This is a genomic window from Variovorax sp. LARHSF232, assembly GCF_052871435.1.
The window spans coordinates 488,819-514,803 of record NZ_JBIXJS010000002.1 but is presented as its reverse complement, the minus strand read 5'-3'; the positions used below and the strand labels follow the sequence as shown (position 1 = coordinate 514,803).

Annotated in this window: 22 protein-coding genes; 8 read left to right on the top strand and 14 right to left on the bottom strand. The window is 68.1% G+C overall.

Annotated elements, in window-relative coordinates:
* Window positions 1-3: 3 nt before the first annotated feature.
* Genes fahA through ACIPRI_RS07780 form a run of 6 tightly spaced genes read right to left on the bottom strand, consistent with a single transcriptional unit; the run spans window position 4 to window position 6,607 of the window.
* Window positions 4-1,278, bottom strand: a complete 1,275-nt coding sequence (fahA, locus tag ACIPRI_RS07805) for a fumarylacetoacetase (protein WP_446620849.1) — start codon at window positions 1,276-1,278, stop codon at window positions 4-6.
* Window positions 1,275-2,585, bottom strand: a complete 1,311-nt coding sequence (gene hmgA / locus ACIPRI_RS07800) for a homogentisate 1,2-dioxygenase (protein WP_446620848.1) — start codon at window positions 2,583-2,585, stop codon at window positions 1,275-1,277. Before hmgA ends, fahA begins: the two co-directional genes overlap by 4 nt.
* 32 nt (window positions 2,586-2,617) lie before the next feature.
* Window positions 2,618-3,586 (bottom strand): Bug family tripartite tricarboxylate transporter substrate binding protein, encoded by a 969-nt coding sequence (locus ACIPRI_RS07795; protein WP_446620847.1) that lies wholly within the window; start codon window positions 3,584-3,586, stop codon window positions 2,618-2,620.
* A 10-nt stretch (window positions 3,587-3,596) separates the two neighbouring features.
* Window positions 3,597-3,836 (bottom strand): DUF2783 domain-containing protein, encoded by a 240-nt coding sequence (locus tag ACIPRI_RS07790; protein ID WP_446620846.1) that lies wholly within the window; start codon window positions 3,834-3,836, stop codon window positions 3,597-3,599.
* Window positions 3,837-3,859: 23 nt separating this feature from the next.
* On the bottom strand, window positions 3,860-5,626 hold the full coding sequence (locus ACIPRI_RS07785) for an FAD-dependent oxidoreductase (protein WP_446620845.1): 1,767 nt from the start codon (window positions 5,624-5,626) through the stop codon (window positions 3,860-3,862).
* 18 nt (window positions 5,627-5,644) lie between these two features.
* Entirely contained in the window at window positions 5,645-6,607 is a 963-nt protein-coding gene (locus ACIPRI_RS07780; RefSeq protein WP_446620844.1) for an MBL fold metallo-hydrolase, read from the bottom strand.
* 126 nt (window positions 6,608-6,733) lie between these two features.
* On the opposite strand from ACIPRI_RS07780, the gene ACIPRI_RS07775 reads away from it, so the two are divergent.
* The 6 genes from ACIPRI_RS07775 to ACIPRI_RS07750 are packed head-to-tail and all read left to right on the top strand — an operon-like array spanning window position 6,734 to window position 15,843.
* Window positions 6,734-7,573: an IclR family transcriptional regulator gene (locus ACIPRI_RS07775; RefSeq protein WP_446620843.1), complete on the top strand. Its 840-nt coding sequence runs from the start codon at window positions 6,734-6,736 to the stop codon at window positions 7,571-7,573.
* A 15-nt stretch (window positions 7,574-7,588) separates the two neighbouring features.
* Window positions 7,589-9,145, top strand: coding sequence for a Fic family protein (locus ACIPRI_RS07770; RefSeq protein WP_446621071.1), 1,557 nt, complete (start codon window positions 7,589-7,591; stop codon window positions 9,143-9,145).
* A complete protein-coding gene (locus ACIPRI_RS07765) occupies window positions 9,142-10,596 on the top strand; it encodes a DUF3375 domain-containing protein (protein WP_446620842.1) in 1,455 nt (484 codons plus the stop codon). The genes ACIPRI_RS07770 and ACIPRI_RS07765 overlap by 4 nt, the downstream gene beginning before the upstream one ends.
* A gap of 20 nt (window positions 10,597-10,616) precedes the next feature.
* Window positions 10,617-11,279, top strand: coding sequence for a DUF4194 domain-containing protein (locus ACIPRI_RS07760; protein ID WP_446620841.1), 663 nt, complete (start codon window positions 10,617-10,619; stop codon window positions 11,277-11,279).
* On the top strand, window positions 11,276-14,668 hold the full coding sequence (locus tag ACIPRI_RS07755; protein ID WP_446620840.1) for an ATP-binding protein: 3,393 nt from the start codon (window positions 11,276-11,278) through the stop codon (window positions 14,666-14,668). Before ACIPRI_RS07760 ends, ACIPRI_RS07755 begins: the two co-directional genes overlap by 4 nt.
* Complete coding sequence (locus ACIPRI_RS07750; protein ID WP_446620839.1) at window positions 14,665-15,843, top strand: DUF3322 domain-containing protein; 1,179 nt, start codon at window positions 14,665-14,667, stop codon at window positions 15,841-15,843. The genes ACIPRI_RS07755 and ACIPRI_RS07750 overlap by 4 nt, the downstream gene beginning before the upstream one ends.
* Before the next feature lie 52 nt (window positions 15,844-15,895).
* Here ACIPRI_RS07750 and ACIPRI_RS07745 read toward each other — a convergent pair whose 3' ends face one another.
* From ACIPRI_RS07745 to pyrF, 3 genes are all read right to left on the bottom strand, one after another.
* On the bottom strand, window positions 15,896-17,380 hold the full coding sequence (locus ACIPRI_RS07745) for a DUF1501 domain-containing protein (RefSeq protein ID WP_446620838.1): 1,485 nt from the start codon (window positions 17,378-17,380) through the stop codon (window positions 15,896-15,898).
* Window positions 17,381-17,392: 12 nt separating this feature from the next.
* Window positions 17,393-19,174, bottom strand: a complete 1,782-nt coding sequence (locus ACIPRI_RS07740; protein WP_446620837.1) for a DUF1800 domain-containing protein — start codon at window positions 19,172-19,174, stop codon at window positions 17,393-17,395.
* Window positions 19,175-19,372: 198 nt separating this feature from the next.
* On the bottom strand, window positions 19,373-20,197 hold the full coding sequence (gene pyrF / locus ACIPRI_RS07735) for an orotidine-5'-phosphate decarboxylase (RefSeq protein WP_446620836.1): 825 nt from the start codon (window positions 20,195-20,197) through the stop codon (window positions 19,373-19,375).
* 165 nt (window positions 20,198-20,362) lie between these two features.
* Here pyrF and ACIPRI_RS07730 point away from each other — a divergent pair, with 165 nt between their 5' ends.
* The gene (locus tag ACIPRI_RS07730) at window positions 20,363-20,743 is read left to right on the top strand and encodes a DsrE family protein (protein ID WP_446620835.1); all 381 of its coding nucleotides are present in this window, start codon (window positions 20,363-20,365) and stop codon (window positions 20,741-20,743) included.
* A 55-nt stretch (window positions 20,744-20,798) separates the two neighbouring features.
* Here ACIPRI_RS07730 and ACIPRI_RS07725 read toward each other — a convergent pair whose 3' ends face one another.
* The 4 genes from ACIPRI_RS07725 to ACIPRI_RS07710 form a co-directional block, all read right to left on the bottom strand.
* On the bottom strand, window positions 20,799-21,575 hold the full coding sequence (locus tag ACIPRI_RS07725; RefSeq protein WP_446620834.1) for a uracil-DNA glycosylase family protein: 777 nt from the start codon (window positions 21,573-21,575) through the stop codon (window positions 20,799-20,801).
* 8 nt (window positions 21,576-21,583) lie between these two features.
* Complete coding sequence (gene rimI, locus ACIPRI_RS07720) at window positions 21,584-22,084, bottom strand: ribosomal protein S18-alanine N-acetyltransferase (protein WP_446620833.1); 501 nt, start codon at window positions 22,082-22,084, stop codon at window positions 21,584-21,586.
* An 83-nt stretch (window positions 22,085-22,167) separates the two neighbouring features.
* Entirely contained in the window at window positions 22,168-22,860 is a 693-nt protein-coding gene (tsaB, locus tag ACIPRI_RS07715) for a tRNA (adenosine(37)-N6)-threonylcarbamoyltransferase complex dimerization subunit type 1 TsaB (protein WP_446620832.1), read from the bottom strand.
* Window positions 22,857-23,876, bottom strand: coding sequence for a DMT family transporter (locus tag ACIPRI_RS07710; protein ID WP_446620831.1), 1,020 nt, complete (start codon window positions 23,874-23,876; stop codon window positions 22,857-22,859). Before ACIPRI_RS07710 ends, tsaB begins: the two co-directional genes overlap by 4 nt.
* A gap of 34 nt (window positions 23,877-23,910) precedes the next feature.
* Between ACIPRI_RS07710 and dacB the strand changes: the two genes are divergently transcribed.
* Window positions 23,911-25,344, top strand: a complete 1,434-nt coding sequence (dacB, locus tag ACIPRI_RS07705; protein ID WP_446620830.1) for a D-alanyl-D-alanine carboxypeptidase/D-alanyl-D-alanine endopeptidase — start codon at window positions 23,911-23,913, stop codon at window positions 25,342-25,344.
* Here dacB and ACIPRI_RS07700 read toward each other — a convergent pair.
* Window positions 25,341-25,928 (bottom strand): TetR/AcrR family transcriptional regulator, encoded by a 588-nt coding sequence (locus tag ACIPRI_RS07700; RefSeq protein WP_446620829.1) that lies wholly within the window; start codon window positions 25,926-25,928, stop codon window positions 25,341-25,343. The genes dacB and ACIPRI_RS07700 overlap by 4 nt on opposite strands.
* Window positions 25,929-25,985 lie beyond the last annotated feature (57 nt).

Here is a 25,985-nt window from a genome sequence, read left to right as displayed (position 1 = left end):
GGATCAGGCCGCCGGCAGCACGGTCGCGCTGACTTCGCCCAGCCCGATGCGCACCGCGCCGGCGCGCTCGCAATAGCCGCGCATCACCAGCGTGTCGCCGTCTTCCAGGAAGCCGCGCGATTCGCCATTGGGCAACTGGATCGGGTTCTTGCCGCCGGTGGTCAGTTCCAGCAGCGAGCCGGCTTCTTCCGGCTTGGGGCCTGACAGGGTGCCGGAGCCCAGCAGGTCGCCCGGCTGCAGGTTGCAGCCATTCACCGTGTGGTGCGTGATGAGCTGCGCCACCGTCCAGTAGGCCGCCTCGGCCGCATTGCCATGCGACAGCATCACCGGCGGCTGGCCGGCCTCGCGCATCTTGGCGGTCTGCAGCCAGACTTCCAGCGTGATGCCCAGCGCGCCGCTCTCGCGGTTGGCGGGCGATTCGAGGTAGGGCAGCGGCTGCACGTCGTCGGCGGCGCGCTCGAACTTGGCGCGGAACGGCGCCAGCGCCTCGGTCGTCACGATCCAGGGCGACACCGTGCTCGCGAAGTTCTTCGAGAGGAAGGGCCCCAGCGGCTGGTATTCCCAAGGCTGGATGTCGCGCGCCGACCAGTCGTTGAACAAGGTCACGCCGAACAGATGCTCTTCGGCGCGCTCGATGCCAATGGGCTCGCCCAGCGCGTTGCCGCCGGCGATGAAGAAGCCCAGCTCCAGCTCGTAGTCCAGCTTGCGCGTGGGCGCCAATACCGGCGGCGCATCGGGCGAAGGCTTGATCTGTCCCTTGGGCCGCTTGAAGCGCTGCCCGCTCACGCCCACCGACGAAGCCCTGCCGTGGTAGCCGATGGGGATCCACTTGTAGTTGGGCAGGAGCGGATTGTCCGGCCGGAACTGCTTGCCCACCGTGGTGGCGTGGTGCACGCTGGTGTAGAAGTCGGTGTAGTCGCCGATGCGGCAGGGCAGCTGCATCGTCACTGCCGACTGCGGCACGAGCGCGCTCTTCTCCCAATCGGCGCGCTCGCTGCTGCCTTCGGCCAACCCTTGCGAGATGGCGGCGCGCAAGGCCGAGCGCTCGGCCGGGCCGGCGGCCATCAGCACGTTCATGTCGTGGGTGGCGATGAGGCCGGCGGCGCGCAGGTCCAGGATCTGGTCGCCGATCGCCACGCCGATGCGCGGTCCACCGCCCTCGTTCGGCACAAAGGTGCCGAAGGGCAGGTTCTGGATCGGGAAGTCGCAGCCCGCCGCATTGGCGGAGGCGACCCAGCTGCGCAGTTGCGGGTCGTGGGTGGAATTGAGGTTCGTCATGATTTGAACTGGTCCTCCAGGCCGGCCCAGCAGTCGGCGTAGTCGGTGTCGAGCTGCGGGCTTTGCAACGCAGCCTCGGTCGGGATGAAGCGATAGCGGCTCTCGAACATGAAGGCCAGCGTGTTGTCCAGCTTCTGCGGCTTCAGCTCGGCGTGGCTGGCCTTGTCGAAGGCTTCCTCGTCCGGGCCGTGCGGCACCATGGCGTTGTGCAGGCTGGCGCCACCGGGCTTGAAGCCGCCGGGCTTGGCGTCGTACTCGCCGTACACCAGGCCCATGAACTCGCTCATCAGGTTGCGGTGGTACCAGGGCGGACGGAAGGTGTTCTCCATCACCAGCCAGCGCGGCGGGAAGATCACGAAGTCGCAATTGGCGGTGCCCGGCGTGTCACTGGGCGAAGTGAGCACGGTGAAGATGGACGGATCGGGATGGTCGAAGCTGATCGAGCCGATGGTCATGAAGTTGGCCGTGTCGTACTTCACCGGCGACAGGTTGCCGTGCCAGGCCACCACGTTGAAGGGCGAGTGGCTGGTGGGTGCGCGCCAGAAATGCCCGCCGAACTTCTTCACCAGTTCATAGGCCACCTCGCCGTCGTGTTCATAGGCCGCCACCGGCGCCTGGAAGTCGCGGGCATTGGCCAGGCCATTGGAGCCGATCGGCCCCAGCTCGGGCAGGCGGAACTGCGCGCCGTAGTTCTCGCACAGGTAGCCGCGCGAGGGACCGTCGGGCAATGCCACCTTGAACACCACGCCGCGCGGCACCAGCGCGATCTCGCCGGGCTTGACCTCGAGCACGCCCATCTCGGACGTGATCACCAGCCGCCCCTGCTGCGGCACGAAGAGGATCTCGCCATCGGCATTGACGAAGGCGCGCTTCTCCATCGAGCGGCCCGCCAGGTAGATGTGCGCCGCCACGCCGCTTTGCGCATCCGCATCGCCATTGGCCGCCACGGTGTGGACGCCATCGATGAAGTCGATGTCCGCGATGTTGGCCGGCAGCGGCGTCGGATGCCAACGCATCGGCTCGGGCGGCACCGCCTGCGCCTTGTCGCCGCCGGTGCGCCAGGTGGCTTGGGCGTAAGGCTGGTAGCGACCCGCCACCACCGAGGGCCGGCGCCGATACAGCCAGCTGCGCCGGTTCTCATGGCGCGGCGCGGTGAAGGCCGAGCCGGAGATCAGCTCGGGATACAGATCGAAGGGCGCGCGCTGCGGGCTGTTGCGGCCCTGCGGCAGCGCGCCGGCCAGCGCCTCGCTGGCGTATTCGTTGCCGAAGCCGCTCTGGTAGGCAAGGGAGTCGGCGCGGGTGCTCATGGTGTTCTCTTTCGTTTCCTCAGGTTTTTCAATCAGTCGACGCGGATGTTGTTGGCCTGGATCAGGCGGCCCCAGCGCTCGCGCTCGGCCTTGACGTACTGGGCCATCTGCGCCGGCGTGCCTGGCAGCGGCTCCACGCCCAGGACTTCGTAGCGCGCCTTGACGCCAGGCGAGGCCAGCGCGTCCTGCAGGGCGCCGCTGTAGCGTGCCACCAAGGCGTCCGGCGTGCCGGCGGGCACCGTGAGGCCCTGCCAGGCGTAGGCCTCGTAGTCGGCCACGCCCTGCTCCATCAAGGTGGGCACCTTGGGCATGGAGGCGATGCGCGAGGCGCTGGCGACGCCGATGGCCTTGAGCTTGCCCGAGGCCACGAACTGGCCGCCACTGGCGGTGTCCACCAGCATGAAGGGCACCTGCCCTCCCAGCACATCCTGGATCGCCGGCGCGGCGCCGCGATAGGCAACATGGGTGAGCTTGAGGCCCGCCTTTTCGCGCAGCAGTTCGGTGGCCAGGTGGTGCGGGCTACCCACGCCAGCCGAGGCGTAGCTGACGCCCTCGGGCTGCGAACGCAGCCAGGCGGCGAACTCCTTCCAGTTGTTCGCCGGCACCTGCGGGCCCACCACCAGCACCAGCGGGAAGCGGGCCAGCAAGCCGACGGGCTTGAGGTCCTTCTGCGCGTCGTAGTTCAGCTTGGAGAACAAAAATGGGTTGGCCGCCAGCGTGGCGAAGTCGGCGGTGAACAGGATGTGCTCGCGGTCCTTGGCACGCACCGCATATTCGGCCGCGATGTTGGTGGCAGCGCCGGGCTTGTTGTTGATGACGATGGGAGCATCCAGCGTCTTGCTCATGGCTTCCGCGGTGGCGCGCGCCACCACGTCGGAGCCGCCGCCGGCGGCATAGCCAACCACCCATTCGATGGGCTTGTTGCTGGGTTGGGCGGCCGCGGGCAGGGCGGCAGCGGCAAGGGTCAGCGCCAGCGAAGCCAGCAGGGAACGGCGATGCATGGGGTGTCTCCTAGTTTGTGGTGGTCGTCGAATGCGCGGGGAGCTCGGCCCGCGCCGCCGCAAAGGCTTCGCGCAGCACGGTCAGTGCGCCGATGTGGTTGGACAGCAGCAACACCAGGCGCGCGTTGAGCGCATGGCTCTGCTCGGGCGTCAGGCCCTGGTGCGTCTCGATCAGCGCCTCGTAGAAATCGTCGGGCGCGTCCAGGTGCGGCTGGGTGATGAGGTGTTGCTCGGGCTGGGGGGGCTGCATGGTCAGGCTCACTTCATGTTCATTCAGGCCGCGGCGGCCAGCACGGCGGCGCCGCTGCGCGCCAGCGCGTGGTCGAGCGCGGCCTGCAGCGCCCGTGCATCCGGCTGCCGGCGCCAGCGCGCACAGACATGCTGGTCGGGCCGCAGCAGGTAGGTGGTGCCGGCGGTGGCGTCGTAGCGCGCGGCGGCCACGGCGTGCGCGGCGTCCAGCGGAATGCGCAGCACATGCACGCGTTCGGCCAGTTCCGCGGGCAGCGCAGCTGGCGGCGCGTCGCCGAATACCAGCAGGTTGAAACAATGCGGCGCCAGGGCGCGCAGCAGCCAGCGGCCGTCTGCCAGCGGCGCATCCTGCGCCGCCGCGCCGGGGCGCGCGGGGCCCCGGAAGGGCTCGGCATCGGGCGTGGAGAGCAAGGACCCATCGAGCACCGTGGCGGTGGAGAGGCGTCCGCTGTTGACCAGCGCACGGGCAAAGGGATGCCGCTTCGACAGCGCCAGCACCGCATCGCGAAACAACCGGCTTACCTCGCTCTTGGGCGTGATGAAGTCGGTGGCGCGGGTGGAATTGCGGATGTTCTCGTCAGCGGCGTATTCGCGCTCGCTGCCGTAGCTGTCCAGCAGGCTCGGCGGCGCTTCGCCCTGCAGCACCGCCGCCAGCTTCCAGGCCAGGTTGTCGGCGTCCTGCACACCCGAGTTCGCGCCGCGCGCACCGAAGGGCGAGACGCCATGCGCGCTGTCGCCGGCAAAGAGCACGCGGCCGTGGCGAAAGCGCTCCATGCGCTGGCAGGCGAAGGTGTACACGCTGGCCCAGCCGATCTCGAACTGCACGCCTTCATGGCCGATGCTGTCGAGCAGGGCGCGAACGCGCGGCACGATGCGCTCGGGCTGGCGCTCGAGCGCCGGGTCGGCGTCCCAGCCAAGCTGGAAGTCGACACGCCACATGCCGTCGGCCTGCTTGTGCAGCAGCACGCTCTGGCCGGGATGGAAGGGCGGATCGAACCAGAAGCGGCGCTCGGGTGATATGGCCCCCACGCTCGGCACTGGCGTGTCCTCGCTGCCCCCCGAGGGGGCGCTCGCCGCCTTGGGGCGGCCCGGCGGCGGCTCGGGCAGGTGCGCGTCCATCGTGATGTCGGCGATCAGGAAGCGGTCGCGGAAGATGCGGCCCTTGCTTTCCTGGCCCAAGAGGGCGCGCAGCTGGGAGCGCGAGCCATCGCAGGCCGCCACGTAGCCGGCCTCCAGCGCGTAGTTGCCTTCGGGCGTTTCGATGGCGAGGCGCACATGGTCGGCCTGCTGCGTCAGGCCGACGACCTTGTTCTTCCAGCGCAGGTCGATGCCCGGCAAGGCGGCGGCGCGCTGCACCAGGTAGCCTTCCACGTAGTACTGCTGCAGGTTGATGAAGGCGGGCCGCTCATGGCCCGACTCGGGCAGCAGGTCGAAGCGATAGACCTCTTCGGCGCCGAAGTAGACGCGGCCCACGTTCCACGACACGCCCTTGTCCACCATGCGGTCGGCGCAGCCGAGCCGGTCGAAGATTTCCAGAGTGCGCTTGGCAAAGCAGATGGCGCGCGAGCCGGTCGAGAGTGCCTGGCCGCCTTCCAGGATCACCACCGGCACCTTCTTTTGTGCCAGGTCGATCGCCAGCGCCAAGCCCACCGGGCCGGCACCCACGATCACCACTGGGTGGCGCGCCGCGGCGGGCGCATCCTGGTCGGGGTGGCGGGTGTAGTCGAAGACCACCTGCTGATAGTCGAGCGGCCCCGCCGCGGCGGCGGCCGAGAAGTCCTTCAGGTTCATGGCGAGGGCCTTGGCCGTTCAGGACTCGAGGGCCTTCCACATTTCCACGTCGCGCTCGGCGGTCCAGATGCGCGGGTCGGGATGCTGCGTCACCTCGTCGTAGGCGCGCGTCACGTCGAAGGGCAGGCAGTGGTCGAAGATGACCCAGTGGCCGTACTTGGGCTTCAAGGCGGTGTAGGTGTCCTTGTAGACCGCATTCAGATCCTTGCCTGCCGCCACGCCGGCCTTCACCGACGCATGCATGTCGGCAATGAAGCTGCGCGTGCCGGCCAGGCCCTGCGCCACTTCGTCGGGCGTGGTGAGGGCGGCGCCGCGGCCGGGCACCAGCGCCACCGGCTTCATGGCGGCGATGTTGTCCAGGGTCTGGGGCCAATCGGTGAAGTAGGCGTCGCCGGCATAGGGCGTGGCGTCGAACTCCACCAGGTCGCCCGAGAACAGGATCTTCTGCGCCGGCAGCCAGGCGATGGTGTCGCCCTTGGTGTGGCCGCGGCCCAGCTGGATGAGCTGCACCTCGAGCTTGCCCAGCCAGATCGACATCTTTCCCTCGAAGGTCATGGTCGGCCAGGTCAGGCCCGCCGGCACCGATTCGACGGCCTGGAACAGGCGCGGGAAGCGGCCGATCTCGCTGGCCTTGTCCTGCTCGCCGCGCTCGACGATCAGGTCGTAGGTGTCGCGGCTGGCAATGATGTGCTCGGGCTTGTAGCCGGAGGCGCCCAGCACACGCACCGCGTGGTAGTGGGAGAGCACCACGTACTTGATGGGCTTGTCGGTCACCTCGCGGATGCGGCGGATCACGTCCTGCGCCATCACCGGGGTGGCCTGGGTGTCGATCACCATCACCGCATCGTCGCCAATGATGACGCCGGTGTTCGGGTCGCCCTCGGCGGTGTAGGCGTAGGCGTTGTCGGACAGCTTGGTGAAGCTGACCTTCTTTTCCTCCAGGTCGGCCTGGCTGGCAAAGGCTTTGGCGGGCTGGTTCATCGTGGCGTCTCCTGTTTGTCTAAGTTAAACGCGTTCGCTGTGAACGAATGCGCGCAGTGTAGGCCTCGAATCAGATAATGTCTAATGCTTTTTGTATCAACGAATTAACCGGCGGGCGGAACCAGCATGGCCAGTGACAACCAGCGCGGCATCCAGAGCATCGAAGTGGGCGGCCAGCTTTTGCGGGCGCTGGTCCATCACGGCCGGCCCATGGCCCTGAAGGACCTGGCGCGCGAGGCCGACATGTCGGCCGCTAAGGCGCACCCCTACATGGTCAGTTTCGGCCGATTGGGGCTGATCGAGCAAGACCGCAGCAATGGCCACTACCAGCTTGGGCCCTTGGCGCTGCAGCTGGGCCTGATCAGCCTGCAGCAGGCCAACCCGGTGCATGTGGCGACTCCGCTCATCGCCGAGCTGGCGCAGGAGATCGGGCAGACGGTGGCGATCGTGGTGTGGGGCGACCGCGGCGCCACCATCGTGCAGATCGCCGAATCCCCCTCGCCGGTGCACGTGAACATGCGGCACGGCACGGTGTTTTCGCTGACGGATACGGCCTCGGGAAAGTTGTTCGGGGCGTACCGGGATCCGGCGGAGGTGCGCGGGCTGCTGGAAGAGGAGCGCAGCCGCGCCAAGCGCAATGCGAACAAGCCGGACGCGGCCAGCCGGTCCACTGCCGCGCCAAATCGCCTGGGCATGCCGCCGCAGCACCCGCTGCCATCCTGGGGCGATTTCGAAGCGCAACTGGAGGAAGTCCGCCAGCGCGGACTGTCGCGCTCCGACGGCGAGGTGATCCCGGGCATCAACGCCATGTCGGTGCCGGTGTTCAATCACGCAGGCGACTTGGTGCTGGCACTCACCGCCATCGGGCCAGCCGGGCTGTTCGATATCGGCTGGGACGGGCCGGTCGCATGCGCGATGCGGCAATGCGCGCAGGCAGTTTCGCATCGATTGGGGGCGCGGGGCTGAGCTGGGAGTGGTCGAATCCACGCGAGAATTCGACGATGCCCGACAAGCTGCCCCTCCGCCTCGACGACCTGCTGCGCCAACGCACGGTCGAGGGCGAGCGCATCGAAATACAAGTCGGGCTGGAATCCGGATGCCATCGTCCGCACGTTGTGCGCCTTCGCCAACGACTTCGAGAACCTCGGCGGCGGCTACGTCGTGATCGGCCAGGATTGTGACGCCGACGGCAGGCCCGTATTTCCGCCGGTCGGGCTGGCGGAAACACAGCTCGACAAGATCCAGCAGGAACTGCTGGCCGCTTGTCAGTTGATCCAGCCGCCCTACTTTCCGCTGCTGAGCCGCGTGGACGTGGAGGGGCGCAAGTTGATCGTCTTGCAGGCGCCTGGCGGCATGAACCGGCCCTACAAGGCGCCAGCCTCGGTGACCGCCAGGCACAAGACCTGGCACTACTACATCCGCCGCTACAGCAGCACCGTGGAGGCCAAGGGCGAGGCCGAGCAAGAGTTGCTGAGCCTGACTGCACAAGTGCCCTGGGACGACCGCTACAACCAGCACGCACGTGTGGGCGACCTGTCCAAGCCCTTGATGCTGGACTACCTGCGCGAAGTGGGCAGCGCGCTGGCGGACGATGCGCCCGCCCTGTCGCTGGAAGCGCTGGGGCGCCAGATGAACGTGGTGGGCGGACCGGACGAATCGCCCTGGCCCAAGAACGTCGGCCTGCTGTTCTTCAGCGAAGTGCCAGAGCGCTTTTTCCCCTATGCGCAGATCGACGTCGTGTGGTTTCCCGAAGGTGCGGGCGGAGACCGCTTCGACGAGAAGATCTTCAAGGGGCCATTGGCGCGCATGACGCGCGATGCGTTGGGCTACATCCAGCGCAACTACTTGCACGAGACCGTCATCAAGCACCCCGACCGGGCAGAGGCGACCCGGATCTGGAACTTCCCGTACACCGCGATCGAGGAGGCCTTGGTGAATGCGGTCTATCACCGCTCGTACGAGGAGCGCGAACCGGTCGAGGTACGCATCGGCTTCGACGAAATGGTGATCCTCAGTTTCCCCGGACCCGACCGTTCGATCCGCAGCGAGGACTTCAAGGCCGGCCGCGCTGTCAGCCGGCGCTATCGCAATCGCCGCATCGGCGAGTTCCTCAAGGAGCTGGATCTCACCGAAGGGCGCTCGACCGGCATCCCGAAGATCCTGAAGGCGATGGCCGCCAACGGCTCGCCACCGCCTACGTTTGAGACCGATGACGACCGGCTGGCTTGCGTGGTGCGCTTGCCTGTCCATCCCCTTGCTGCACGCCCCAGCCCGGAAGTCACCCCGGAAGTCACCCCGGAAGTCACCCCGGAAGTCGCGCGGCTGATGCGGGCCTTGGTGGACGAGTTGCCACGGCAAGCGCTGCAAGAGGCGCTTGGCCTCAAGGACACCGAGCATTTCCGCAAGGCCTACCTGCAGCCTGGGCTCGCCGCCGGACTGGTGGAAATGACCCAGCCCGACAAACCGCGCAGCAGCAGGCAGCGCTATCGCTTGACTGCCGAAGGCCGCCGCTGGCTGCAGCAGCGCCGCGTCCCGTGAGCCTCGACTTCGCCAGTCTCGACGCCCTGCGCACGCACCACCCCGCGTGGCGCCTGCTGCGCTCGGACCACGCACCGCTGGTGGCCAGCTTTCTGCACCGGGTGTTCGTGGCGCCCAACGTGCGGATGATGGCGCAGGCCGACTTGGCGGAGGCGCTGGAAGACGAGCTCTACGCCCTGCGCCTGCAACTGGGCGAAGCCGCTTTCCCCAAGCCGGCGCTGGAGTACCTGAACGACTGGGCCGCGGCCGACAAGGGCTGGCTGCGCAAGTTCTACAAGCCCGGAACCGACGAGGCGCAGTTCGACCTGACCCCGGCCACGGAGAAGGCACTGGCCTGGCTGGCGCAGCTTTCCGAACGCCAGTTCGTCGGCACCGAGTCCCGGCTGCTCACGCTGTTCGACCTGCTCAAGCAGATGAGCGAAGGCAGCGAGGCCGACCCTGCCAAGCGCATCGCGGAGTTGCACAGGAAGCGCGACGAGATCGATGCGGAAATCGCGCAGGTGCTGGCGGGCGACGTGCCGCTCCTGGACGACACGGCGCTCAAGGACCGCTTCCAGCAGTTCATGCAGGGCGCACGCGAGCTGCTGACCGACTTTCGCGAGGTGGAACACAACTTCCGCCAATTGGATCGGCGGGTACGCGAGCGCATCGCACTGTGGGACGGCGGCAAGGGCGCGCTGCTGGAAGAAATCATGGGCGAGCGCGATTCCATCGCCGACTCCGATCAGGGCAAGAGCTTCCGGGCCTTCTGGGACTTCCTGCTCTCCGCCCGCCGCCAGGAAGAGCTGACCGAGTTGCTCGACCGCGTGCTGGCCCTGCCGGCCGTGGCGTCCTTGCAGCCCGACACCCGCACGCGCCGCGTTCATTACGACTGGATGGAGGCCGGCGAGCACACGCAGCGCACGGTGGCCCAGTTGTCGCAGCAATTGCGCCGATTTCTCGACGACCAGGCATGGCTGGAGAACCGCCGCATCATGGACATCCTGCATGGGATCGAGAGCAAGGCGCTGGCGCTGCGCGAGACGGCCCCCACCGACCAGGTGATGGACATGGCCGAGGCCGGCGCCGACATCGAACTGCCGATGGAGCGCCCCTTGTTCGCCCTGGCGGTGAAGCCCGTCATTGCCAGCCTGGCGCTGCAGATGGGCGAGGAAGACGTCGACCCGGCCGCGCTGTTCGCGCAGGTGGTGGTGGACAAGGCGCGCCTGGCCCGCCACATCCGCCACGCCTTGCAGGACAAGGCGCAGGCCTCGCTGCGCGAATTGGTGGAAGCGCAACCTCTTCAGCACGGCCTGGCCGAACTGGTGGCCTACCTGCAGTTGGGCAGCGACGCCTTCAAGGCCGTGGTCGACGAAGGCACGCTGGAGCCCATCTACTGGCAGGCCGCAGCCTCGGATGGCGAGCGCATCGAGCGGCGCGCCCGCCTGCCCCGAGTGATCTTCATGCGCTGAACAGAAGAAAGAAGCGACGAATGGAAGAGGAAATCACCGGCGCACCCACCGCGCCCGCACCGGCGGCGGATCTGTCGGTGCTGCTGATCAACCTGCTCAAAGGCGTTCTGTACCGCGAGGGCGACGAGCGCCAATGGGCCGCGCTACTCAACCTGCAGGCCCGGGTGCGCGACTACGTCTCGGTGCTCAACCTCGAACTGGTGCTGGACGAAGCCGAAGGGCATGCATTTCTCAAGGGGCGCCCCGACCCCGCGCAGGACGACGCGGCCCCTCGCCTGCCTCGCCTGGTGGTGCGCCGGCCTTTGTCCTTCCCGGTCAGCCTGCTGCTGGCGCTGCTGCGCAAGAAGCTGGCCGAATTCGACGCCGGCGGAGGCGACACCCGCCTGGTGCTGAGCCGCGACGAAATCGTCGAACTGGTGCGGGTGTTTCTGCCGGATGGTCCCAACGAAGCCCGGCTGATCGACCAGATCGACGGCTTCATTCACAAGGTGGCGGACTTGGGCTTCCTGCGCAGGCTCAAACCTGCCAGCGGCGCCGCCGCGGGGCCCGACAGCTACGAGGTCCGGCGCATCCTGAAGGCCTTCGTTGATGCGCAATGGCTTGCCGAATTCGATGCGCGGCTGGCGCTCTACCAGAGCGCTCTCTCCAGCACCGCCAAGGGTTCGTTGGAGGCTGGCGCATGAACGGTCCTCAACCGCTGGGGCTGGACTTCGTTGCCGACGACACGCTGTCGGGCTTCCGGCTGACGCGTCTGGAAGTGTTCAACTGGGGCACCTTCGACAGCCGGGTCTGGACGCTGCACCTGGACGGCAGGAACGGCCTGTTGACCGGAGACATCGGCTCCGGAAAGTCCACCCTGGTGGATGCCATCACCACCCTGCTGGTGCCAGTCCACCGCATTGCCTACAACAAGGCTGCCGGCGCCGACAGCAAGGAGCGGACGCTGCGCTCCTATGTCCTCGGGCACTACAAGTCCGAACGCAACGAGGTCACGGGGGCGGCCAGGCCCGTCAGCCTGCGCGACCCCAACAGCTACTCGGTGATCCTGGGCGTGTTCCACAACGCGGGATACGACCAGACCGTGAGCCTGGCACAGGTGTTCTGGATGAAAGACGCGCAAGGGCAGCCGGCGCGCTTCTTCCTGGGCGCGGAGCGGCCGCTGTCGATCGCAGCCGACTTCTCTAACTTCGGCACGGACATCGCGCAGTTGCGCAAGAAACTGCGTGGCCTCGGCGCGGATCTGCACGACAGCTTCCCGCCCTACGCGGCCTGGTTCCGCCGCCGCTTCGGTATCGAGAATGACCAGGCGCTGGAACTGTTCCACCAGACGGTGTCGATGAAGTCGGTCGGCAACCTCACCGACTTCGTGCGCAGTCACATGCTGGAGCCCTTCGACGTCGCACCGCGCATCCAGGCGCTGATCGGCCACTTCGACGACCTCAACCGCGCCCACCAGGCGGTGCTCAAGGCCCAACAGCAAGTGAACCTGCTCCATCCGCTGGTGGCCGACTGCCACCGGCACGCTGAACTTGCCGGCGAAATCGAGAACCTGCGCGCCTGCCGCGAGGGCCTGCGCGTGCATTTCGCGGGACTCAAGCTGGGGCTGCTCGACAAGCGCCTCGGCTTGCTGGACGACGAATGGCAGAAGGTCGATGGCCAGGCACGCCGGCTCGACGACACGTGCCGGGAGCAACGCGAGCGCCTTGATGCTCTGAAGCGGGCCATCAGCGACAACGGCGGCGACCGCCTGGAAGCCTTGGCCGCGGACATTCGCGCCAAGGAACAGCTGCGCGACGCCAGAAGGACCAAGGCGGACCGATACGGCGAACTGGCGGCCGTGCTGGGCGAGCCTGCGCCGCATGACGAGGCCGCCTTCATCGAACAGCGCTCACTGTTCAAAGGCTGGCGCGACGATGAACGCACCCGCGACGCCGACCTGCAGAACGCGCTGACCGAGCACGGCGTGACGCTGCGCCAGGGCAAGCTCGAGCACGATCAGCTGGGTGCCGAGATCGCCAGCCTCCAGCGCCGCCGCAGCAACATCGACGACGCGCAGGTCCGGATCCGTGCGGCCCTGTGCGCAGCCCTGGACCTGAACGAAAACGACATGCCCTTCGCCGGCGAACTCATTCAGCTGCGCGATGACGAGCGCGACTGGGAGGGCGCCGCCGAACGGCTGCTGCGCGGCTTCGGCCTGGCCTTGCTGGTGCCCGATGTCCACTACAAGGTGGTGGCGGATTGGGTGGACCGCAGCCAGCTGCGCGGCCGGCTGGTGTACTTCCACGTCCGCCCGCGCAAGGCGGGGGAATTGCCCGAGCTGCATCGGGATTCCCTGGTGCGCAAGCTCACCATCAAGCCCGACTCGCCGCACTACGACTGGCTGGAACGCGAACTCGCGCACCGCTTCGACGTGGCGTGCTGCGCCACGCAGGAACAGTTCCGCCGCGAGACGCGGGCGGTGACCCGGGCCGGGCAGATCAAGGATCCGACCGGCCGACACGAGAAGGACGACCGGCACCGCATCGACGACCGCAGCCGCTACGTACTGGGATGGAGCAATGCGGCCAAGATCGCCGCGCTGCAGTCCAAGCAACAACAGCTCGAACGGCGCCTGGCGGACGTCGGTGGAGAGATCGCCAAGGTCCAGAAGGAGCGCGCAGGCCTGCAGGCCCGGCTCGACGCGCTGACGAAGCTGGAGGAGTTCATCGCCTTCGATGAGATGGACTGGGCCCGCGTGACAGCACGGATTGCCGCGCTGGAAGAAGAACGCCGCGCCTTGGAAGCGGCGTCGGATGTGCTCAAGACCCTGAATCAGCAGTTGGATCAGTTGCAACTGGAACTGCAAGCAGGCGAGGCCGAACACCGAGAAGTGCTGGCCAAGCGCGCCAAGGTGGAGCAGCGCCGCTCGGACGCGCAGGAACTGCACCAGCAAACTTCGCTGCTGCTCCCGGCCGCGACAGTGGATGCAGGACTGTCGCCGACCCTCGAGGCCATGCGCACAGAGGCATTGGGCGAGCATCAGCTGAGTGTCGAGTCGTGCGACAACCGCGAGCAGGACGTCCGCACCTGGCTGCAGGCGCGCATCGATGCGGAGGACCACAAGCTCAAGCGCCTGGCCGAGAAGATCATCAAGGCCATGGCCTCATTCAAGGAGATGTTCAAGCTCGAGACCGCCGAGATGGACGCCAGCCTGGAAGCAGCCTTCGAGTACGAAAAACTGCTGGCCCAGCTCGATCGCGACGACCTGCCCCGCTTCGTCGCCAAGTTCAAGGAACTGCTGAACGTCAACACCATCAACGAGATCGCCAACTTCAACGCGCAGCTGGCCAAGGAGCGCGAAACCATCAAGGAACGCATCGCGCACATCAACAAGTCGCTGGGCGAGATCGATTACAACCCCGGCCGCTACATCGTGCTGGAGTCGCAGATCAGCCCGGACGCGGAGATACGCGACTTCCAGCAGGAGCTGCGCGCCTGCACCGAAGGCAGCGTCACAGGCTCGGACGACGCGCAGTATTCCGAGGCCAAGTTTCTCCAGGTCAAGACCATCATCGACCGCTTCCGCGGACGCGAGGGCCTGTCGGAACAGGACCGGCGCTGGACGGCGAAGGTAACGGACGTGCGCAACTGGTTCCTGTTCGCCGCCAGCGAGCGCTGGCGCGAGGACGGCACCGAGCATGAACACTATTCGGACTCCGGCGGCAAGTCCGGCGGCCAGAAGGAGAAGCTGGCCTACACCATCCTCGCCGCCAGCCTGGCCTACCAGTTCGGCCTGGAGTGGGGCGCGGTGCGCTCGCGCTCGTTCCGCTTCGTGGTTATCGACGAGGCCTTCGGCCGGGGCTCGGACGAATCGGCGCAGTACGGGCTGAAGCTGTTCCAGCAACTCAACCTCCAGTTGCTGATCGTGACACCGCTGCAGAAAATCCACATCATCGAGCCCTTCGTCTCCAGCGTGGGCTTCGTGCATAACGAGGGCGGCCGCGCCTCCAGGCTGCGCAACCTGTCGATCGAGGAGTACCGTGCGCAGAAGGCCGCCATGGCGCCGCGAGATGCGCCGGAGGCCGGACCGTGACCTGGACCACGCCAAGGGATCTGAAGGCCCAGCTGGCGCGGCTGTGGGAACGCGGCGATCTGCTTCGAGACATGGTGAGCGGCAATGCGCGCTTCCCTTTGCGACTCGCCCTCAAGGCGCCGGCATCTGCCGATGTCACCGATCGCTTCGAATCGGTACGGATGTGGGCGGCGGAATTGGCGGCAGCGGCGCCCCTGCGCGTGGAGTGGCTGGAGGTGCGTCACCGCGTCCAGGGCACCCAGCGTCTGCCCGCCAGCATCTGGGTCGACTCGATCGACGATGCGCTGGCCTGGCTGGGCAAGCGCCGTGAAAGGGAAGGCTTCGCAGCCCTGGTTGCCATGACCCGGTCCGCGTGTCCCGCGCTGCTGCCCTGGCTGGAAAAACGCCCGCTGCAGGCATTGGCGCTGGCGGATGATTGGCCTCGATTGCTTGCCGTGGTGGACTGGCTCCAGCGCCACCCACGCCCCGGCATCTACCTTCGCCAGATGGACTTGCCCGGCATGCACAGCAAGTTCATCGAGGCGCATCGCGGCGTGCTGGCTGACCTGCTCGATCTGGCACTGCCGGCACAGGCCGTGGACACGACAAGTACAGGTGTTGCACAGTTTGCCGGCCGGTACGGCTTCCTGAGCAAGCCAACCCGGATCCGCTTCCGGGTGCTCGACTCCGCCCTACAGGTGGTGCCCGGCGCTTCGTGCCCGGACGTCAGCCTGGATGCCGACAGCTTCGCCTGCCTGGCCCTTGATGTCGAGCGGGTTTTCATCACCGAGAACGAGATCAACTTCCTGGCCTTGCCGAACGCGCGGCGGGCGATCGTGGTATTCGGCGCCGGCTACGGTTGGGACGCCCTGGCCAAGGCCCGCTGGCTGGCGAACTGCTCGATCCACTATTGGGGCGACATCGACACCCATGGTTTTGCCATTCTGGACCAACTGCGCGCCCGCTTCAGCCACGTGCGCTCGTTCCTGATGGACCGGGCGACCCTCGATGCACACAGCGCCTTCTGGGGCGTGGAGGACCAGCCGCAACGTGCCGACCTGCGCAGACTGACGCCCGAGGAGCAGGCGCTCTATGACGATCTGCGCGACGACCGCATCCGCAAGGGACTGCGGCTGGAGCAGGAGCACGTCGGCTTCGGCTGGCTGCGCGAGCGGCTGCACCGCGTCGCCTGGTAAGCCCCCGGCGGCAGTTCCATGCTCACACCGATACCGAAGCTCTGGGACGGCCTCAAGCCGGCTTCATGAAGCCCACGTCCCTCGGATAGCTCACGGTGGTGGTGCCGACGTTGAGCGTGCCGCCACCGAAGTTCTTCAGATTCGGCAGGATTTCGGCGAGCTGGGCATCGCCGAGGCCGAACCACTTGCCCAGCGTGGCGCCGTACTGGTCGACCGAGGTGGTGGGAATCAGCCGGCCCTGTCCCACGTGGCCGTCGTAGCCGGGCAGGCTGCTGCTGTTGTCGATGCTCACCGGCGGCGCATAGCCATAGATGGCGTTGCCGTTGACGGCGCCGCCCACCATGAAGTGATGGTTGCCCCAGCCGTGGTCGGCGCCGTCGCCGTTGGAGGCCAGGGTGCGGCCGAAGTCGGAGGCGGTGAAGGTGGTGACCTTGTCGCCGATGCCCTTGGCGGCCATCGCCGCCTGAAAGGCCGCCATGGCATCGCTCAGTTGCTTGAGCAGCGGGCCCTGGTTGGCGATCAGGTTGTCGTGCAGGTCGAAGCCGCCCATCGAGACGAAGAACACCTGGCGCTTGGCGCCCAGGTTGCCGCGCCCCTCGATCAGGCGCGCCACCATTTCCAGCTGGCGGCCCAGGCCCGTCGCCGGGAATTGCCCCGCAAAGGCCGAGGTCGTCCCGCCGATGGCGCTCGTCACCGTCACCTCGGCATCCACTGCCCGCTTGGTGACCTTGTTGTATTCGTTCTCCAGCTTGTGGCTGCGTGCCTGCTGTGTGAGCTGCGCCATCGCCTGCTTCACCGTGCTGGAGCCGAAAACGCTGCCAGTGCCGCTCACGCTGCCGATCTTCACCGCGCCGCCGCTGCCCACCTGGTATTGCAGCGTGTTGTCGCCCGACAGGAAGACCGCGTTGCCCGACACCGAGATGCAGGTGAAGAGCGAGTTGCTGTTCTGGCCCAGCACCAGGTCGCCGATGTTGCCGCCCCAGCCGATGGTCGAGCCTTCGGGCGATGACGACTGCCAGATCGACTGCTGGTCGTTGTGGGAGAAGAGCTTGGGCGGCTGCGGGTACAGCTTCTTGTTGCTGTTGTTGTAGAGCGAGCGGTTGAGCGGCACCACCAGCGGCCCCACGTTGAGCTGCACCGCGGCCGTGCCGGCGTCGAACAGGCCCTTGAGTGCCGTCATCTGCGGGTTCAGCGCGTACTGCCGCCCGCCCGGCAGCGCCACCGTCGGATTCAGGAGCGTGGCCGCCAGCGCCGCATCCTTGGCGATGGCGATGCCGCCCGAGGCCTGCGGCACGCGGATGGTGCTGTACTTGCCGTGGCTGTCGTCGTCGTAGCTGATGACGGTGTTGGCATAGTCGCAGCCGCCGAACAGGAAGACGCAGACCAGCGCCTTGTAGTCGGTGGCGGTCTGGGCCGCCGCCTCGCTCATGGCCGACAGGCCGAGGGCAAAGGGCATGGCCGAGCCGGCCATGGCCAGCGCGCCGGAGCGCCGCAGGAAGGCACGGCGGCTGTGGCCCTTGGGGTCGATGTAGTGCATTGGAAACGAGCCTTATTTCTGGATCAGGTATTCGGGCGCGGCCATCACCATCAACACGGCGGCACGCACCCGGTTGAGGCGCGCCGCCTCGCTGCTGCTGGCCGTCAGCGCCGGCGTGGCCAGCGCGTTCTTGATGAGCTTCACCGTGCCCTCCGGGTCCAGCTGGTTGGCGCACAGCAGCAGGTTGAGCCGGTCCACCAGCGCGGACGCATCCATCACCAGGCCCATCTCGTTCGGATAGCTCGACTTCACGTCATTGCTGGTGCCGCCGATGACGCCCTGCATGTAGTTCAGGTAGCCGCCCACGCTGGTCTCGTTCACCAGCTGGAATTCCGGCGCGACCATGCCGGTGTTGGCGATGGCGGTGGACGGCGGCACATAGCCGGGCCGGAAGAAGTTGAACACCGAGGGTGAGCGCAGCGGGCTCTGGCCCAGCCTGAAGCTCGGGTCCGAGGTGTTGCCGACGGCCCAGTTGCCCGACGTGGAAGCCGCACCCAAGGTCCGTGCCCACTGCACCAGCCGCAGCATGGGCTCGCGCAGGCGGCCGAAGTTGGCATCGGCCAAGCCCGCCGGGCTGCGCGCCTCGTTGTCCAGCAGCACGGCGGCGAACACGCTTTTCATATCGCCGCGCACGCCGGCGCCGTTGTTCTCGAACACCGCCGCGACGCGCTCCACGTAGTCGGGGCTGGGGTTGCTGGTCACCAGCCGCTGGATCAGCTGCCGGCCGATGAAGGGGCCGACGTTGGGATGGCTGTGCAGCGTGTCGAGCGCGATCTTGAGCGCGGCCTTGCCATCGGTGCCGGCGGGCACCGAGGCGCCCAGGAAGTTGGCGGCCAGGGTGGAATGCCGGGAGGCGAAAAGCGCCATCGGCCGGGTCGTCCACAGATTGCTTTCGCCGGCGTTCTCCTCTCCGGCGGCCACGTTCAGGTCGTAGCCGGTGAAGACGCGTGCCAGGTTGCTCACGTCGTCCTGCGTGTAGCTGTCGAGCTTGCTGCCGTCGGCGCCCGTCTTCACCTGGCCCTTGGCGTCGAGCTGGTACAGCCCGATGGTCATCAGCTGCATGACTTCGCGCGCGTAGTTCTCGTCGGGCTGGCGGCCCTGGCTGTTCTCCTTCTGGTTGCCCTTGGTGTTGAGGTAGTAGCCCATCGCCGGACTCAGGCTGATGGCCTCCAACAGCTCGCGGAAGTTGCCGCTGACGCCGGCCACCAGCGTGTCCCAGTACTGGGCCATCATGTGGTGGGGCCAGCTGGAACCGATGTCGCTGCCCGACACCACGAAGATTTCCGACAAGGCCAGCGCCAGCCGCTTGCGCAGGCCGTCGGGCGAAGCCATCAACTGCGCCCAGATCATGTTGTCGAACGAGATGCTGCTCGCCCCGGTCCGGGCGTTGATCCAGTCCCAGCCGGTGCCGGCCTTGGCGGCATCGAACTGCGACGCCAGCCAAGGCAGAAAGCCCAGCGAACGCACGGTGGCGATGTCCGCGTCGGTGGCATAGCCCTGGGCCTGCAGCAGGAAGCGCGCGGCTTCGGCATCGCTCTTGGCGCTGGGGTAGGCGTAGGTCTGGGTTCCCGACAACGGCGCCAGGGAGCCGGCCGGGTTGGCCGCCGGCGCGCTGGTGCCCCCGCCGCTGTCTTCACCACCCCCGCCGCCGCAAGCAGCCAGCAGGGCCGATGCCGCCACGGCGGCGCCCCATGCCACGCGCGGCTCTGGCGCCGGCAGCGCCCATTCGGGCGTCAACGGCCCCTCTTCGGCCGCGCTGCGCGCGCGGCCGTCCACAACTTCTTCCTCAACCATATTCCCTCACTCCTGGGCGCATGCGGCGCCAGGGTGGAATGAGGCAAGCGCCATGCCGGTGGACGGCACGGCGGACGGGCGACTTCAATTGCGCACGAAGGTATGCGTCGCGGTCGAAACTGTGACTTTTTCTGTCGGCATCAGCCGCCCAAACGCCTGCAAGCTGACACGAATTGTCGAAAAGTGTTTCTAGAAGCTTCAGCCCTTGGCAGCTTCCAGCGCATCGCGCGTCTGGATGGCGGCGCGCCGTGCCGCAGCTTCGAAGTCGTCGCCGGACGAGGCATAGATGATGGCGCGCGAGGAGTTCACGATGATCGGCGCGTCGGCCCGCCAGCCGGCCTTGACGGTGGCCGCCGCATCGCCGCCCTGGGCGCCGACGCCCGGAATCAGCAGCGGCACGGTCGGCGCCAGCGCGCGCACCCGCTCGATCTCGGCCGGGTAGGTGGCGCCGACCACCAGGCCCAGTTGGCCATTCAGATTCCACGGCCCCTGGGCCAGGCGCGCCACGTGTTCATACAGCAGCGGCTCGCCGGCCACGCTGGCCAGGCGCTGCGCCTGCAGGTCGTCGCCGCCCGGGTTGCTGGTGCGGCACAGGAGGAAGGCGCCCTTGTCCTGGTATTGCAGGTAGGGCGCCACCGAGTCGAAGCCCATGAAGGGCGACAGCGTCACCGAGTCGGCGCCATAGCGCTCGAAGGCCTCGATGGCGTACTGCTCGGCGGTGGAGCCGATGTCGCCGCGCTTGGCATCCAGGATGGTGGGCACATGGGGCGCGTTGCGGCGCATGTGCTCCATCAGCTTTTCCAGCTGGTCCTCGGCGCGGTGGGCCGCGAAGTAGGCGATCTGCGGCTTGAAGGCGATGGCCAGGTCGGCCGTGGCGTCGACGATGCGGGCGCAGAAGTCGTAGATGCGGCTCGGGTCGCCCTGCAGCTTGGCGGGAAAGCGCTTGGGTTCTGGATCGAGCCCGACACACAGCAGCGAGCGGTTTTGCGTGGCCGCGTTGCGCAGCTGGTCGAGGAAGGTCATGGGTGCGATTTTATTCGGGCAGCCCTTGTTGACGCCTCGACTCGTGCCGATTCATCAAGTGCAGGGGTGTCTATGTCAAAGGAGGAATGGCGGCAGGACTCGGATCGAATCAGACTGCCGCTCGCCGGTTCCGCCGGTCCATGTTCAACCAACCGGAGCACATCTATGTCGGAGCAAAACGTTCAGGACACCCGCGAACTGGTCGTGATGCTGACCCGCGGAACCGATCATGAACTCTCGTCCGTCGCCTTCACCATTGCCTGCGGCGGGATCACCTCGGGAATGAAGGTCTACGCATTCCTCGTCAGTTCGGCCGTTGACCTGGTTCGCCGCAAGGGGGTCGACATGACGCATGTGCCACCGCTCGAACCGCTCAAGGCCCTGATCGAGGACTTCGTCGCCCGCGGCGGCACGATCTGGGCCTGCCCACCTTGCGTCAAGACGCGCGGCTACACCCAGGAAGACTTCATCGAGGGCGTCACCATCCAGGGCGCCAGCGCAATGCATGAGCGACTCAAGGCTGGGGCGGCGAGCCTGAGCTTCTGAGACAAGGCCCTGCGCGGACTCGCCGCAGCCCCAGGCGCTGCCGCCTGAGCACGGATCAGCGCTCGAAGAGCGAGGCCGCCAGGCACAGGTCGGCCCAGGCCTTGGCCTTGTCGGCGCCGTTGCGCAGCAAATAGGCCAGCGGGTAGCTGGCCAGCGCCGGCGTGCCGGCCAACGGGCCTTCTTCGGGCAAGGTCAGGGCTTCGCCGCGCAGCTTGCCGATCGGGCCTGCGCGCTGCAGCAGGGCTTGCGCCGCGTGCGGGCCCAGTGCCAGCACCACGCGCGGCGCCAGCGGCGTGCATTGCGGCGCCAGCACCTCTTCCAAGGGCCGCGGCATGCCTTCGCCGGGCTGCACGCTGCCGCGGTGGACACGCAGCAAGTACACCGGCGCGGTGCCTGCATCGAGCTGCAGGGCGCGCAGCATGTTGGCCAACAGCCGGCCTTCGTCGCCAGCCAGCGCTTGCGCATAGCTGCCGAACATGTCGGGCGCGAGATCGGCCACGATCAGCCAGCCACCGGGGCCGGCCTGGCCGTACACGAGTTGCGGCGCGTCGGCCAGCAGCGCCTCGCCGCCGGGCATCAACGCGGCAGGTGCGCGGGAGGCAGGCGCCGCCATGCGTGGCAGCGGCTCGGGCCGGGGGGCGACCGCCGGCGGTGCTTCACGGTGCAGCGGCGGCGTTTCCGGCTCGGCCTGGGCCGCGGGCTGCGGCCGGGCGGCCTTGGCCTCGGGCCACCAGAGGCGCACGCCCATGAGCTCCAGCATCTCGCGCCGGCGGGCGTCGAGCTGCAGCACGGCGCGCTGTTGCTGGTGTTGCGCTTCGGTCTTCTCGGTCACGGTCTCGCTCACTTCAGGCCACCCCAGGCCGTGTCGCTTTCGTCCAGCCGCAGGCTCATGACGATGGCGTCTTCTCGCTTGTTGTCGAAAGCCGGGTAGTAGCCCTTGCGCACGCCGACGCGCCGAAAGCCGTTGCGGGCATAGACGTCGATGGCGCGCTGGTTGCTCGCGCGCACTTCCAGCCACAGCCACAGCGCGCCCTGGGCCCGCGCCCAACCGCCGAGCGCCTGCAGCATCAGCGGCGCCCAGCCCTGGCGCTGGTATTCGGGCGCCACGGTGATGTTGAGCAGGTGCACCTCGTCCACGCCCTTCATGGCGACGAAGTAGCCCAGCAGGTCGTGGCCGGCCACCAGCATCTGGCAGTGGTAGCCCACGGCCAGCGAATCGATGAAGTTGCCGCGCGTCCACGGGTGGGTATAGGCACGCTGCTCGACGGCGCACACCGCGTCGACCCACTCGGGCGCCATGGGCTCGAGTCGGGCTTCGAAAGAATGAAGGACCGCGCTCATGTCAACGCCCGCCCGGCCGCCCGAAGGGCGTTGAGCCCCCTCGGGGGGCAGCGATACACGAAGTGATGAGCGTGGGGGTCATGTCAGGGTGGAAGTTGCTTGGCTGCGGCACGCTCGGCCGTGGTCTGTGCCACTTTATCGCGAACGTAGAGCGGCCAGGCGTCGGCCGGTGCCACGGTGCGGCCTGCCGACAACAGGGTGGGCGCCAGCCGCAGCATGGCGGCGGCCGATGGCAGCACGAGATGGCGCGCGGCGGCTGCCGGCAGGCGCTCGCCGTAGGCCCCGAAGGCATTGCCAGCCAGCACGAAGCCAGGCGGCACGATCACCTGTTCGGGGGCCAGCAGTTGCGGCTCGGCCGCGGCTGCCGGGTCGCCGTCGAAGTCGTAGGCGGCGCAGTAGACCTGGTCCATGCGCGCATCCAGCAGCGCCAGCACCTGCTGCGCGCCAAAACGCTGCCGCGCGTCTTCGGCCACTGCCTGCAGGGTGTCGATCGGCAGCAGCGGCACGCCGGCGCCGAAACCCAGGCCCTGCGCCACCGAGCAGGCGGTGCGCAGGCCGGTGAAGGAGCCGGGCCCGCGGCCGAAGGCAATGGCGTCAAGCTCACGCAACTTCAGGCCGGCCTCGGCCAGCAAGGCCTGGATCAAGGGAATCAGCGTGGCCGAGGCCTGGGCGCCGCCGGCGCTGCTGCGCTCGAGCACGGCATCGCCATGGCGTACCGCCACCGACATCGATTCGGTGCTGGTGTCAAAGGCCAGAAGACGCGGCGAGGACATCATGCGTCGCAGGCCTGGCGCGGTGCCGCCAGCGGCTTGGCGGCGGCAACGCGCTGCACGCCGAACAGGATGCCGGCGGTCACCAGCAGCAGGCCGGCGATCAGGCTCCAGTACAGCGGCTCCCCCAGGAAGATCACCGCGCCCAGGGCCGACAGGCCGGGCACCAGCGCCGTGATCATGGTGGAGCGCACCGGGCCGAAGTGCTGGATCATGCGGGTGAAGCTGATGCCCGAGATCACCACCGAGCCCACGCCCTGGAACAGCATCTGGAAGGCGAACTCGCCCCATGGCGCAGTGCCGATGTGCGAGTTGATCCAGCCCAGGGCCGCGAGCAGTCCATACACCGGCACGTAGGTCATGAAGGCGAACACGGTGAGCGCGATGGTGGCGCGCACCGCATCCAGCCCGTTGCGCCGCGCCACCACGCTGTAGCAAGCCCAGCAGAAGGCCGCGCTCATGAACAGCAGGTCGCCCTTCCACATCTCGCTGCCTTCGTCGAAGGCATGCAGCAGGCTGCGCCCGCCCACCAGCAGGTCGCCGGCCACGATCAGGCCCAGGCCGACGGCGCGCAGCGGCGTGATGCGGTCGCGCAGCACCCAGGCGGCCAGCAAGGCGGTCCAGAAGGGCAGGCTGCCAGGCATCAGCACCGAGGCATGGGCCGCCGGCGCAAAGAAGAAGCCGGCATAAGCCAGCATTGCGTAGGCCACGCCGCCCAGCACGCCGATGATGGCCGTGATGCGCAGCGGCAAGGGCGACAACCCGAACAGCGAGCCGGCCGCCGCATCGCCGCTGCGTCGAGCCCGCAGCACCAGCCAGGCGCCCCAGGGCAGCAGCACCAGGCTGGCGCCCAGGATGCGGGCGAAGGTGATGTCGAAGGGCGTCAGCGAGCGCCCGGCGGAGGCGCGGGCGATGACGATGAAGGCCGTCCACACCGTGACCGTGACCACAGCTGCCCCGATGCCCACTGCCCGGGGAGAAAAACGAGGGGGCGTGGCGGGCGAAGCGGCGGGGGAAGACATCTGCCAGATTATCCAGGCCCGGATAATTCGGGGCATGCCCACGGCCTTTCCCTCTGCTGCGCGCCGCGTGGCCGCATCCCTTTCCCTTGTCTTCTGCGCCTGCCTGGCTGCCGCGCAGAACGCCCTGCCGCACGCGGTCGATGCCGCGCTGGTGCGCGCCAAGGTGCCGCGCGACGCCGTCACCATGCTGGTGGCCGAGGTCGGTGGCCTGCAGCCGCCGCGGCTGGCCTGGCGCAGCCAGGAGCCTGTGAACCCGGCCTCGGTGATGAAGCTCGTCACCACCTATGCGGGGCTGGATCTGCTGGGGCCGGCCTACACCTGGTCGACCCCGGTCTACGTGGAAGGCGCGGTGCGCGGGGGCACGCTGGAAGGCAACCTCTACATCGAGGGCCGGGGCGACCCCAAGCTGGTGATCGAGCGCCTGTGGCTGCTGCTGCGCCGGGTGCAGGCGCTGGGCATCCAGCGCATCAACGGCGACATCGTGCTGGACCGCAGCGCCTTCGATCCCGGCGAGCACGACCCCGGGGCCTTCGACGGCCGGCCGCTCAAGGCCTACAACGCGGGCGCCGATGCGCTGCTGGTCAACTACAAGTCGGCGGTCATGACCTTCACGCCCGACACGGCCAGCCAGACGGCGCGCGTCAGCCTGGAGCCGCCCCTGGCCGGCGTGGCGCTGCCGTCCGCCGTGCCGCTGGCGGCCAACGGCGGCAGCTGCGGCGACTGGCGCTCGCAACTGCGCGCCGAGTTCCTGCCAGCCCGCTTCCAGTTCGAAGGCAGCTATCCGGCGGCCTGCGGCGAAGGCAGCTGGACCCTGGCCTATCCCGAGCCGGAGCGCTTCGCCGAGCGCGCCATCGCCGGCCTGTGGGCGCAGATGGGCGGCCAGCTGCTGGGTACGGCGCGCGAAGGACGGGTGCCGGCCGGCCTGGCGCCGGCCTTCGAGATGCAGTCGCCGCCGCTGGCCGAGGTGGTGCGCGACATCAACAAGTACAGCAACAACGTGATGGCCGACCAGCTGTTCCTGACGCTGGGCCTGACGCAGAAGCGCCGCGGCACCTTCCCCGCCGCCCGCGCCGCGCTGCGCCAATGGTGGAACGAGCGCATCGGCACCGGCGAGGGCCAGCCGGTGATCGACAACGGCTCGGGCCTGTCGATGGAGGGCCGCGTCACGGCCGCCGGCCTCGCGCGCATGCTGCAGGTGGCCTGGCGCTCGCCGGTGATGCCGGAACTGATGGCCTCGCTGCCCATCGTCGGCGTGGACGGCACCCTGCGCCGGCGCCAGCTGCGCTCGGGCGCGGCGGCGCACCTGAAGTCGGGCACCATGCCCGAATACGGGGTGGCCGGCCTGGCCGGCTACGTGGACGGCGCCAGCGGCCGGCGCTATGTGCTGGTGGCCATCGCCAACCATGGCAACGCCGCGGCGGCGCGCGCAGCCTTCGACGCGCTGGTGGACTGGACGGCGCAGGATTAGCGTGCTGCCCTGCCGGCAGGCCGCGCGGCCCTGCCCATCATGGCGATGATGGTTTCAAAGAGCTCGTCTTTCGCCTGCCCGACCGTGAGCTCTCCGGCCACGGCGGCGTTGGAGAGTGCTTCGGCGGCGCCGAGCATGGCGCGCAGCGCCGCGGGCGCAATCACGCCCGCCGCGGCAAAGGGCGCGAGGGCGCCGCGACAGAGGTCCATGAAAATCGCTTCGCACTCGCGCTTGACCTTGTCCAGCTCCGGCGTAGCGCCCAAGGCGGCGATCACGCCGGATGCCTCGCGCCCCTGGGCCAGCACGCAGTCGACGTAAGCAGATGCGATAACCGCGGCCCGGTCCGCCAGGCTCGGCGCGCTCGCCGCGAGCGCGGATTCCATGCGCGCGGTCTGGCGCGCGTCGAACTCCTGGTAGAGCGCGGCGAGCAGGCCGGTGCGCGTGCCGAACTGGTCGTAGACGACGGGCTTGGTCACGCCCGCCTGCTCGGCCAGGCGCCCGAGCGTCAGGGCCTGCGCGCCTTCTTGCCGCACCAGCCGCCATGCGGCGTCCAGCAGCTGGCGATGCCGATCCTGCCGCGTCATGCGCTGCCGCGTTCTTTCTCCTGTGCCCGACATGGTTAATGTACCAAAGGTAACTTA